Consider the following 12,570-nt stretch of genomic DNA (forward strand, 5'->3'; position numbering starts at 1 on the left):
TCTTGAGCACCAGCATGCCCACACCCTCACCACGGGCATAACCGTCCGCCCCCTCCGAGAAGGTCTTGCACCGGCCCTCAGGGCTCAGCATGCCCGCCTTGGAGATGCTGATGTGCCCGTCGACGCTGACCATGGTGTTGACGCCGCCGGCGATGGCCATGTCCGACTGGCCGTCGCGGATGGCCTGGACGGCCCGGTGCAGCGCGACGAGCGCACTCGAACAGGCCGTGTCGACGGGCTCGCTCGGACCGTGCAGGTCGAGGAAGTAGCTCATCCGGTTCGGGCCCATCGAGGGAGCCGCGCCGGTGATGTCGTATCCCTCGATCACCGGCGAGTACCGGGTGACGAGGGTGCTGTAGCCGGTGCTGGTGGTTCCGGCGATCAGGGCCGTGTTGGAGCCGGCGAGGGCGCCCGCCGAGTACCCGGCGTCCTCCAGCGCCTTCCACACGTACAGCATCAGGAGCCGCTGCTGCGGGTCCATCAGCTCCGCTTCCTTGGGTGAGATGTCGAAGAACAGCGGGTCGAAGTCGCCGACGCCGTCCATGAATCCGCCGGAGGTCACGTTGGAGGTGTTGGGTTCCTTGACGGGGTCGCCGTAGTGGGCGCGCCAGTCCCAGCGGTCCGCGGGGACCTCACGGGTGCAGTCGCGGCCCTCGCTGAGGTTCTCCCAGAACGCGTCGAGGTCGTCGGCCATCGGGAAGCGGCCGCTGATGCCGATGACGGCGATCGGCTCGTTCCCGGGCGCGCCCGTACGGGAGTTGGTGGTGACGGCTGCGGCGGGCTCCAGGGCGGCCGGGGCCGCGGCGCGCGGTGCGTCCGGCCGGCCCTCGGTGGCGGCGACACGGTCGGCGTGGTGGTCGAGGAGGTGGTCGACGACCCCGTCGAGGGTGGGGTTCTCGAAGAACAGGGTCGGTGCCAGCGAGAGCCCGAACTCGGCGTTGAGTTCATTGGCGAAGCCGATGAACGAGAGGGAGTCGAAGCCGTAGCGGGTCATCTCGGCCGTGCCGGTGATCCTCTCGGCGGGCACGTCCAGCAGGGTGGCCACGCGGGCGATCAGCTTCTTGAGCAGCGCCCGGTGCCGCTGCTCCCGGTCGGCCGTCGAGACGGGTGCGGCGGCGCTATCGGGGCCGGCGGCGCGCTCGGGTGCGGGATCCGGCGGGACCGTCCCGAAGCGATCGGGGTGGTTGTCGAGCAGATGGTCCACGACCTCTCCCAGGGTGAGGTGTTCGGGGAAGGGCTTGGGCTCGGGCGGGAGCCCGAACTCCGTGGTGAGGCGGGCGGCCAACGCGGTGAGCGAGACCGGGTCGAACCCGTACTCGCTCAGCTCCACCGCGCCGTCGAACTCCGCCGCCGGCACGCCCAGCACGGCGGAGGCGTGGCCGACGGCCCGGCCGAGGACCTTCGCGTGCAGGTCCGCGCGGTCGGGTGCGGTCACCGCCGGTGCGGTGCCCGCGGGCTCCGGGGCGGCCAGGAGGGTGGCGTCGATGCGGGCGCGGTCGCCGAAGACGGCCAGGACGTGCGGGTCACCGGTGCCATAGGCGCGTACCAGCGCCTCCACACCGTGCGGCGCGCGCATCGGCACCATGCCGACGCTGTCGTGCAGGCGGCGTTCGGTGGCGGCGTCGACCGTCATGCCGCCGTCGGCCCACAGGGGCCAGCCGACGACCAGGGTGCGGCCGTGGCGTTCGCCCGCGGCCACCCGCTCGTGGCGGAGGCCGGCGTAGGCGTCCATGAAGGCGTTGGCCGCCGCGTAGTCGCCCTGGCCCTGGTTGCCGTAGGCCGACAGCGAGGAGAACCCGATGAAGCAGTCCAGGTCGAGGGCGGCGGTGGCCTCGTCGAGGTGGACGAAGCCGGCGACCTTGGCGGCGAGGACCTCCCGCAGCTCTTCGGCGGTCTTACGGGCCAGGTAGCCGTCGCGCACCACGCCGGCGGTGTGGACGACGCCGTCGAGGCGGCCGTGCTCGGCGACGACGGCGCGCACGCAGGCGGTCACGGCGTCGCGCCGGGCGACGTCCAGCACCCGGTAGGCGGCAAAGGCTCCCAAGTCGCCTAGTTCGCCGAGGAGTTCACGCTGCGCGGGGCCTTCCGGCGAGCGCCCGCAGAGCACGAGGGCGGCGCCGGGCGCCTGCCGGGCGATCTCGCGGGCGAACAGTGCGCCGAGCCCGCCGGCTCCCCCGGTGAGGAGGTAGACGCCGCCGGCCTTCCACGGGCGGGCCGGCGGGGCGTCGTCGACGGCCGTCCACTGCGGCACCTCGCGCCGGCCGCCGGAGTACCGCACGGCCACGTCGTCGGCGCTCGCCGCGTCCTGGCGCAGCCGCTCGCACAGCGCCGCGGTGTCGACGGGCGTCTCCACCTCGACGAGTTGGGCCAGCAGCCCGGGGTGCTCCATGCGGGCCGTGCGCAGCAGGCCGCCCAGGCCCGCGAGGACCCGGTTCTCGCCGTCGGCGGGGACGACCACTTGGAGCAGGACCCGGCCGTCGCGGGTGGCCGGGACGAGGTGCCGGAGCCGGGCCAGCACCGTTTCCGCCTGGCGGGTGAAGCGGCGAGCCAGGTCGCCGTCGGCGGGCAGTGCGGTGCAGGGCACGCCGAGCCCGTCCTGGACCGCGGCGGGGTCGGTGCCGGCGAGTCCGCCGAGCAGCACCTCGTGCCGTACCGGCGGCGGCGAGGTCCGGGTGGGCTCGGCCGGGCGCCAGCCGGCACGCATCAGGGTGAGCGTCGCGTCCCCTGTGTTCTCCCCGCCGGCGGGATGGTCACCGGTGGACAGGATGCGTGCGGTGAACCCGCGCAGACGTACGCACACCTCGCCGTCGTCGTCGCACAGTTCGATGTCGATGCGGCGCACGGCTCCGCCGTGGTCGCCCGCCGCGGGCCGCACCACGGCCCACCCGAGGGCCGGGCTGGGCGCGAGCAGCTGTACCTCCTCCAGGACGAAGGGCAGTGCCGCCGCCACGGTGTCGGTGTCCTCGGCCAGCGACAGGCCCAGGGTGGCCTGTACGGCGGCGTCGAGCATCGAGGGGTGCAGGTCCCAGTCGGCGCCCTCCCGGGCGGCCTGCGGCAGGCTCAGGCGGGCGACGGCGAGCCCGGCGCCGACGTGGATCCGCCGGATGCCCCGCATGGCCGGGCCGTAGCCGATGCCCATGCGGTCGAAGAGCCGGTAGCAGTCGTCGTGTTCGACGGTGCGCAGGTCGCACCGGGCGCGCAGCGCGGCGATGTCCAGGCGCGCGGGTGCCGGCGCCGCGCACCGTTCGATGCGTCCCTGCCCGTGGACCACGGGCGGTTCGCCGTCGGACGCGGTGGTGATCTCGTAGGTGAAGGCGCCGTCCCCGCACGGCCGCAGCGCGATCTCGACCGGGGTCGGCTCGGTGATCCGTGCGGGGCGCGACCAGACGACGTTGCGCAGGCGGGCGTTGGCGGGGTCGACGCCCTCGGCCCGGGCCGCCGCGTAGGCCAGCTCCAGGTAGGCGACGCCGGGGAGCACCGGCACGTTGCGCACCCGGTGGTCGTCGAGGAAGAACTCGCGGCCGGTCAGCTCGACGGCGAAGGACGGCGAGCCGGGATCACCGGTCAGCCGGCGGCCTGTCAGCGGCGACGGGGCCGCGACGGGGGCCGGGGGCGCGGCGAGGGCCGCCGGACGTGATCCGATCCAGTAGCGCTCGCCCGCGAACGGGTAGGCCGGAAGGGACACGATACGGAAGCCGCCGGCGTCGAAGAGCGCGGCGAAGCGCAGATCCTGGCCCCGGGCGAAGAGCCCGGCCAGCTCGGTGAGGGCGTCGTGACGGTCGGGCTCGGCCATCAGGCGGCCGGCGCGGGCCTGCACGGCGGGGTCCTGGCGGCGGTGCCCGTCGGGCGCCTCACCGGTGACCACGTCCTCGGCCCGGCCGTCGCGCAGCCAGGTCCGCAGGGCGGCGACGAGTTGCTCGCGGTCGGTGGCCACGCACGCCCAGCGGTGGCTGCAGTGGCGGCGGCCGGTGGCCAGGGTGTAGGCCACGTCGCCCAGGTCCAGGTCCTCGTGGGCGAGGAAGTGGGCCAGGAGCCGCTCGGCTTGGGCGCGGCGGCCGGCGGCGTCCTGGGCCGACAGGACGATCAGCCGGCCCTGCCGCGGCCGGTGCCCGGCGGTGTGCACGGCAGGGGCCTGTTCGATGAGCGCGTGCGCGTTGGTGCCCGCGGCGCCGAACGAGCTGACGCCGGCGCGGCGCGGACCGTCGGCGGGTGCCGGCCACGGGCGCAGTGCGGTGTTGACGTAGAAGGGGCTGCCCTCCAGCGCCATCGCCGGGTTGGCCCGCTGGAAGTGCAGCGACGGGGGCAGTTGCTCGTTCCTGAGCGCCAGCAGCACCTTGATGACGCCGGCCACGCCGGCGGCGAACTGGGTGTGCCCCAGGTTGGTCTTGACGGACCCGAGGGCGCAGCCGCCCTCGGGCGCGTCCGCGAACGCGGCGCGCAGGGCCGCGAATTCGATGGGGTCGCCCAGCGGCGTGCCGGTCCCGTGCGCCTCGATCAGCTGGATGCCGGCGGGGTCGACGCCGGCACGCTCGTGGACACTGCGCAGGAGGCGTTCCTGCGATCCGGCGCTGGGTGCGGTGAGCCCGTTGGTGGTGCCGTCCTGGTTCATACCGGAGCCGCGGATCACGCCGTAGACCTGGTCGCCGTCGCGCAGCGCGTCGGCGAGCCTCTTGAGCACGACGACGCCGGCGCCCTCCCCCGGCACGAAGCCGTCGGCGCGCTCGTCGAAGGTGTGGCAACGCCCGCGGGCGGACAGCATGTTGGCCCGTACGGCGGACCGGTAGAAGATCGGCGTGGACTGGACGAAGACGCCGCCCGCCAGCGCCATGGACGTGTTGCCCAGGCGGAGGTCCTGGCATGCCTGGTGAACGGCCACCAGCGAACTGGAGCAGGCCGTGTCGACCGACAGCGCGGCGCCCTGCAGGTCGAGGAAGTAGGAGATCCGCGAGGCGATGACCGAGGAGATGTTGCCCCATAGTGTCTGCGGTGGCGCGTCGTCGCCGATCAGCTGCTGGTAGTCGCTGGGCGAGCCGCCGACGTAGACGCCGCAGCCGCGGCCGTCGAGCCGTTCACCGGCGTAGCCCGCATCCTCCAGGGCGTGCCAGCACTCCTCCAGGAAGATCCGCTGCTGCGGGTCGGTGTAGGTGGCCTCCTTGCCGGACATGCGGAAGAACCAGGCGTCGAAGCGCTCGATGTCGTCGACGAAGCTGCCGAACTGGCGTGGGGCGTCCGCGCCCAGCTCCTTTTCCATGTCCCAGCGGGTGACCTCGCCCACCAGGTCGTCGCCCGCGGCGAGGTGCGCCCACAGGGCGGCGGCATCGGGCGACTGCGCGAAGCGGGCGGCGATGCCCACCACGGCGATGCCGTCGTCGGCCGGGCCGTCCGTAACGGCCGCGGGTGCCTCGGGGGCTTCGGCGGGGACGGCAGGGACAGCGGGGGCAGCGGGAGTTCCGGCGGAGGCGACAGGAGCGGCGGGCGGAGCCTCGGCGGCGGCGTGCCCGTGGTCGTCCCGCGCCGGGGCCGCTCCGGCCTCGGCTTGCGGTGCGCGCAGCGCACCGGAGGACCGCACCTGCGCCCCGTACCGGGTGACCAGGTGGTCCGTCAGCCGGTCGAGCGAGCTGTGCTCGAACAGTGCGGTGCTCGGCAGGTCGACGTCGAGGGCGTGGTTCACCGCTGCGACGAGCTTGACGCTGAGGATCGAGTCCACGCCGTAGTCGGAGAACGACGCCTGCGGGTCGATCTCGTCGGGCTCCATCATGAGCACCCGGGAGAGCTCGGCCAGCAGGAGGTCGCCGGCCAGGTACCGCACGCTTGCCTCGTCCCCGTCCGGCGCCGGCCGCGCGGGGGCCGGCCGGGCCGGCTCGGGTGACGGGGCGGCGGCAGAGCCGTTCGCGGCCTGTGGGGCCCGGTGGCGCCGGCTCGGGGCGGCGGCCGTCGGCCAGTAGCTCTTGCGCTGGAACGGGTAGGTGGGCAGCGGCGTGCGGCGCACGTCGAGACCGGCGAACAGCGGCGCGAAGTCGACCTGTTCGCCGTTCAGGTACCGAGCCCCGGCGCGCTCCGGTGCGGTGTCGCCGCGCCCGCCCGCGGTCTCGCTCCGCCCGTCGGCCAGCCATCCCTCCAGCCGGAGTGCGAGCGTGTCGCGGTCGGCGGCGACGAATGCCGCGCGGTGGGTGAAGTGGTCGCGGCCGGCCGCCAGGGTGTAGCTGACGTCGGTCAGCGCGGCGTCGGGTGTGCGGCGCAGGTACGCCAGCAGGTCCTCGGCGCGGCGGCGCAGCGCCTCGGGCTGCTGGGCGGACAGGACGAACAGCAGCTCGCCCTCCGCCGCCTGGCGCCCGTCACGGTCCGGAGCGTTCTCCACGACCATGTGGCCGTTGGTGCCGCTGAAGCCGAACGCGCTCAGGGCCGCGACGCGCCTGCCCTGGCCGTTGGGCTGCCACGGCCGCAGCGTGGTGTTCACGTGGAAGGGACTTTCGGTGAGTCGGATCGCGGGGTTGGTCTCGTAGTGGTGGAGGGACGGCGGGATCTGGCCGTGGCGCAGGGAGAGCACGACCTTGAGCAGGCTCGCGACGCCCGCGGCCGAGGTGGTGTGGCCGAGGTTCGTCTTGATCGAGCCGAGTGCGCAGGTGTCGCTGCCGCCGGCCGTGCCGAACGCGGCGACCAGGGCCCGGCATTCGATGGGGTCGCCGAGCTGGGTGCCGGTGCCGTGCGCCTCGACCATGCCGATCTCCGCCGGGTCGATGCCGAATTCGGTGTGCACCTGGCGGATCAGGCGCTCCTGCGACACGGCGCTGGGTGCGGTGATGCCGTTGGTCGCCCCGTCCTGGTTGACGGCGGAGCCGCGGATCACGGCGTGGATGTGGTCGCCGTCGGCCAGTGCGTCCGACAGGCGACGGAGCACCACGACACCCACACCCTCACCGGGTACGAATCCGTCGGCGGCGGCATCGAAGGTGTGGCACTTGCCGGTGGGCGAGAGCATGCCGCCGCGGCCGGCCGCCAGGTAGGTGTCGGGAGTGGTCTGGACGCTGACCCCTCCGGCGAGGGCCATGTCGGTTTCGCCGCCCCACAGGCCCTGGCAGGCGAGGTGGAGGGCGACCAGTGAGCTGGAGCAGGCCGTGTCGACCGCGATGGCGGGGCCCTGGAGGTTCAGGTGGTAGGCGATGCGCGCCGGTACGACCGAGGGCGCGGTGCCCCATGCCGCCTGTGCGGGCGGCGCGTCCTCGAACCACTGGGGGTAGTCGCCGCCGGTGCAGCCGACATAGACGCCGCACCGGCGGCCGTCCAGGGAGGAGCCCGCGTAGCCGGCGTTCTCGATGGCCGTCCACGCCTGTTCGAGGAACAGCCGCTGCTGGGGGTCGGTGTAGGTGGCTTCGAGGCCGGTCAGGTTGAAGAAGCGGGCGTCGAACCGGTCGATGTCGTCGAGGAAGCTGCCCGCGCGGCAGGAGAGTTCGTCCCGGCTGTAGCCGGAGAGATCCCACCGTTCGACCGGGCCGACGAGGTCGCGGCCCGCGGCGAGGTGCTGCCAGAGGGCGTCGGTGTCGTCCGACTGCGCGAAGCGGCCGCTGATCCCGACGATGGCGATGGGTTCGCGGCCTTCGGGACGCGGCGGTGCTCCGGCGGGGTCCGGTGCGGGCGCCGGTGCCGCCGCGGCGGGTGCCGGGGCGGCCGGTTGCGGCTGGTGGTTCTCGACGATGTGGGCGGCGAGCTGCGTCACGCTGCGGTGGTCGAAGATGACGGTGGTCGGCAGGTCGGTCCCGAGCTCCTGGTTCAGGCGCTGGACGAACCGGACGCCGACGATGGAGTCGAGGCCGTAGTCGGCGAACGCCCGGTCCGGGCCGATCCGTTCGGCGGGCATGCGCAGCGCGTCGGCGAGCTCGGCGAGGACCACGTCCAGGACGGTCCGGGCCGGGGCGGACGCGGGGGCCGAAGCCGTCGGCGCCGTCGCCGTCGACGGCTGGGCCGGCCGGCTGTTCACGTCGGCCGTTCCGGAGGACAGTCGCGGGCTGCGGGCGAGACCGTCGCTGTGGGCCACGACGACCTGCTGTCCTAGCGCCAGGGCGTCTCGCGCGGGGTGGCGGATGCCGGTGAAGCCCTCCTGCTCCAGTACGAGTTGCCAGGCCGCGGGCGACAGTGCGGGGCTGCCGGGCACCCGCAGTTCGGCGTCGTCGTGGAGCCACCAGCCGTCGAGCAGGCCGAAGGTGAGGTGGTTGACGAGGTAGAAGCTGCTGATCTCGTTGAGGGCCAGCAGGCCGTTGCCGCGCAGCAGCGCCTTGGCGTGCCGCACGGCAGGGCGGATGTTGTCGGTGGCGTGCAGCACGTTGGCGGCGATGACGACGTCGAAGGCGCCGGTGTCGAGCCCCTGGTCGTGCGGGTGCCGGGCCGCGTCGAAGATGCGGTACGTGAGGTGGTCGCGGCCCGGTCCGAAGGTGTCCTGGGCGTTCTGCAGGAAGGCCGGGGACAGGTCGGTGAAGCAGTACTCGGCCAGGTCGAGCCCCTCGCGGGCGAGGCGTTCGAGCACCGGGCCCGTGGTTCCACCGGTCCCCGCGCCGATCTCCAGTACGCGCAGGCGGGCGCCCGGTTCGGCGTCCCGGCGTGCGCGCAGGAACGCCGCCACGTGTTCGGCGAGGACGGCGTTGAAGTGCGCGGCCACGCGGTTGTCGCGGTAGACGCCTTCGACGAGGGAGAACTCCCCCTGGGGGAACAGCACATCGGTGGCGCGCACCCGGCCGCGCAGAATGTCGGCGAGCGCGGGCAGCGTCTGGTCCAGCAGGTGCAGCGGTGCGCGCAGATCGGGGTTGGCGGCGGCCCAACGAGGCGTCTGCGCGGCCCAGTCGGCGCGGCAGGCGGCGGTGTCCTCGGCGGTCGGGCTGCCGGTGCTCCAGCGGCCCCGGTCGTCGATCATTCCGTGCTCGGCGAGCGTGCGCAGGGTGGCCGCGAGCCAGCCGTCGAACCGTGCGTCGACGCCCTGCTGTTCCGTCCACCGGGAGATGCCGTGGCGCGGCTCCTCCAGTCCCGCCCGGCGCAGTTCGGCAGCCAGGCGGCGGAGCAGGCAGGCGTCGATCTCGCCCGGGACCGGGCCCGCGTGGTACGCGGCCAGGTCGGTGGGCAGGGCGAGGGCCGTGGCGCCGTCGGGGGCCGCCGCACCATGCGCCTGCGGGGTCAGCGTCTCGGCGGTGAGCACCCCTTCGACGGGCAGCGGCCGGCCGAGGCGCATGAAGCCGATCTGGTGGAGGGGGCCGGCCAGCAGGCGCTCCAGTGCGCCCATCGCCGTGGCCGGGTCGATCGGGGCCAGTCCCATGGACGTCACGTCGCGCAGCAACTCGTCGGGGACGTTGCCCCAGTAGCCCCAGTTGACGACCTTGACCCGGCAGTCCAGCGCCTCGCGCAGGGCGGCGGCGTGCGCGTCCTCGAAGGCGCAGGCCGCCGAGTAGTGCGCCTGGTGGGAGTTGCGGATGAAGCTCACCAGCGAGGAGATCAGGAGGACGAAGTCCAAGCGGTGGCCGGCGAAGACGTCGGCGAAGTGCACGCACGGGTCGACCTTGGCCGCGAGGGTGGCCTCCAGTTCCCGCTCGGTCATCCGGGCGAGCGGCGTGTGACTGAACACCATCGCCAGGTGCACCACACCGTCGATGCGGCCGTGGCGGCGGACGACCTCGTCCCGCATGCGGGCGAGCGCGCCGGGGTCGGAGGCGTCGGCGGACAGGTAGACGGGGGTCCGCCCGCCCGCCGCGGCCCGAGCCGCCCTGGCCCGGATGTCGTCGTCCTCGGCGCGGCGGCCGACCCATACGACGTGTGCGTGGTGGTGCCGTACGAGGTACTCGCTGAGCAGTACGCCGAGGTCGCCCGCGCCGCCGATCAGCACGTAGACGCCGTCGCGGCGCAGCACCGGCTCGGCGGGCGGCGGGGTGGCGTCCACCGGCAGCAGCTGGCGGCGCAGCCACTGGCCGCCGCGGCGGGCGAGCGGGTGCGCGCGGCGGTCGGCGGGCAGCGCGAAGACCTCGTCGGCGACGAACGGTTCGCCGTCGGCCAGGTCGACCGCGCGGATGCGCCAGTGCGGCTGTTCCTTGGCCAGGCCGCCGAGCAGCCCGTGCAGGCTCGCCTGCGCCGGGTCGGCGGTCCCGGAGCCGCCCGCGTCGAACGCGCCGCTGGTCAGGAGGGTGAGGCCGAGCCGCTGCTCGTCCCGGGTGAGGGCCAGTGCCGTCAGGACGCGGAACATCCGGCGGATCGCCGCGCGCTGCGTGCCGATCCGCGCGTCGGCGTCCTGGGCGGCGGCCCCGGTCGGGAACCGCATGACGACGTGGTCGAAGTCGCCCAGGGCGGCGAGTTGGTCCCGTACCTCTTCGGCGGATGACGCTGCGGTGTCCAGCACCGCGGTCTGCGGGCGGCGGTCGGTCAGCTCCGCGAGGACCTCCGGTTCGAGGCCGATCGCCACCACGCGGGAGGCCGCGGACGGGTAGGGGCTGCCGCGCAGCAGCCGGACGGGTTCCCAGACGGGGTGCAGGGTGAGGTCGCCGGCCGGCAGCTCGTGGGAGTGGGCCGGCCGCGCGGACGGGGCGGGTGGGGCGGGCGACGTCGCGGGCGCGGTCTCCGCTGCGGGCTGCGGTGCGGCGGGCTGCGGTGCGGCGTCGCCGAACGTGGCGGGGATTGCGGGGAGTTCCGGGAGTTCGGGCAGTCCGTCGGTGTACCAGTAGCGCTCCCGGGCGAACGGGTAGCCGGGGAGTCCGACCTTGCGCGGCTTCGGTCCCTCGTCGTACAGGCGGGCCCAGTCGACGGTCAGGCCGCTGGTCCACGCCTCGGCCAGGGGCGCCGGCTTTCCGCGCCGTGCCCAGCGCCCGATCGTCTCCTGGAAGTCCTCGTCGGTGAGGAAGTCCTGGACCGCGCCGGCCCGTTCGCCGCCGGTGTCGAGGTACGCGCCGGCGGGCAGCCCGCGGCTGAGCGCACAGGCGTCCAACGCGTCCACCAGGGCGGGAAGCGTGCTGACGACCGCCGCGAACCGTGCGGTCATCGCCTCGCGGCCGACCTGCAGCGTGTAGGCGATGTCGGGCAGGTCCGCGCCGCTGAACCGCTCCGTCCGCAGGGTGTCGCGCAACCGGCCGGCCGCCTCGCGCAGGCGCTCTCCGTCGAACGCGGACAGCACCACGACGACGGGTTCGCCGCGGTGTGCGGGCGCCTCGGGCGCGCGGTCCGCCCCGGCGTGCTCCCCGATGAACTCCTCGACCACGAGGTGGGCGTTGGAGCCGCCCGCGCCGAACGAGGAGAGGCCGCCGAGGCGCGGGCGTTGGCCGGTCCTCGGCCAGGGCGCGGCCTCGCGCTGGAGGACGAAGGGGCTGTCGGCGAAGTCGATGTTCGGATTGACGCGTTCGGCGTGCAGGGACGGTGCGAGCGTGCCGTGCCGCATCTGCAGCAGCAGCTTGGCGAGGCCCGCGATACCCGCCGCGGACTCCAGGTGGCCGATGTTCGACTTCGCCGAGCCGATGGCGCAGAAGTTCCGCGCGTCGGTGAACTCGGCGAAAGCGGCGTTCAGTCCGGCGATCTCGATCGGGTCGCCCAGTGCGGTGCCGGTGCCGTGCGCCTCGATGCAGCCGATGTCGCGGGGGTCGACTCCGGCCCGGCGCCAGGCGCTGCGGATGACCGCCGCCTGCGCGAGCGGGTTCGGCACGGTGAATCCGTGCGTGTGCCCGCCGTGGTTCACGGCGGTGCCACGGATCACGCCGAGGATGCGGTCGCCGTCGGCGACGGCGTCGGCGAGCGGACGCAGCAGCACCGCGCCGACGCCCTCGCCGGGCACGTAGCCGTCGCCGCCCTCGCCGAAACTGCGGCAGCGGCCGTCGCTGGAGGCGAACTGGCCCTCGCCGATCATCAGGTACTTGCCGGGGTGCACCGACAGGTTGACCCCGCCGGCCAGCGCGACACCGCACTCCCCGCGCTGCAGGGCGGCGCAGGCGAGGTGGATCGCGGACAGCGCCGAGGCGCACATGGTGTCGACGGTGGCGCTGGGGCCGCTCGCGTCGAGGAAGTACGAGACGCGGTTGGCGATGGACGCCAGGCTCCCCGGCACGACGACCGGCTCGCCGCGCACGCTGTATTCGGCGCCGTGGAGCTGGTACTCGGAGTACATCGCGCCGACGAACACCCCGATGTCGCCGGCGTCTTCGGGCACTCGGGCGCGGGCGGCGGCGCGCAGCGCGTCACGCGTGTAGCCAGCGTCCTCCAGCGTGGTGTGGGCGCACTGCAGGAACAGCCGCTCCTGCGGGTCCATCGTGGACGCGGCCTTCGGCGCGATGCCGAAGAACAGCGGGTCGAACTCGTCCACCCCGTCGAGGAAACCGCCCCACTTGCTGTAGGTCCTGCCGGGCACGCCGCGGCGCGCGTCGTAGTAGCGGCTGTGGTCCCAGCGCCCGGCCGGGATCTCGGTGATGCTGTCCCGCCCGGCGAGCAGGTTCTCCCAGAAGGTGTCCAGATCGGGTGCGCCGGGGTAGCGGCCCGCCATGCCGACGATCGCGATGGCCGTGCCGTGCTCGGCGCGGGGCGGCTCCGCCGGCTCCGGCACCGGGGGCGGCCGCGTCTCAC

At 74.2% G+C, this 12,570-nt stretch carries 1 protein-coding gene; it reads right to left on the reverse strand.

Annotation, left to right across the window (positions count from 1 at the left end; translation table 11 throughout):
* A partial coding sequence (locus ACO1BR_RS33020; RefSeq protein ID WP_426798811.1) for an SDR family NAD(P)-dependent oxidoreductase occupies positions 1-12,570 on the reverse strand: 12,570 nt, incomplete at both ends.

Source organism: Streptomyces sp. YGL11-2 (genome assembly GCF_050054615.1).
Taxonomy (GTDB): domain Bacteria; phylum Actinomycetota; class Actinomycetes; order Streptomycetales; family Streptomycetaceae; genus Streptomyces.